Source organism: Helicobacter sp. MIT 14-3879 (assembly GCF_003364125.1).
Genome location: NZ_NXLP01000215.1, coordinates 1 through 313, shown reverse-complemented (window position 1 = coordinate 313; position 313 = coordinate 1). Strand labels below are relative to the sequence as shown.

General features: G+C 25.9%; 1 pseudogene. It reads right to left on the bottom strand.

Annotated elements, in window-relative coordinates:
- Nucleotides 1-49: 49 nt before the first annotated feature.
- Nucleotides 50-313 (bottom strand): annotated as a pseudogene (locus CQA44_RS12975) (hypothetical protein); the annotation flags it as partial.

Sequence of the window (313 nt, the reverse complement as noted above, 5' to 3'; positions counted from 1 at the left end):
CCTATAAAGAATATAAAAGGAATGACAATGAAAAATAATAAGAACCACATTAAAGAAGATTCCTTAGCATATCTATATATTGATGATTAGGGAGAGAATTTAGGGCTAATGATACATCAGCTTCTGCTATATCATTAAAGATTCCTTGTTTTAATTCTGTGTCTCTTATAGCTAAAATATATTCTTTAGATTCTTTATCTTGGAATAGAGTAGTAGATTTTCTTGTATTTGTTTTATTATCTAACTTTCCTCTTATAGATATAATCTTTTGATTATTATCTTGTGTGTCATTAAAGATTCCTTGTTTTAATTC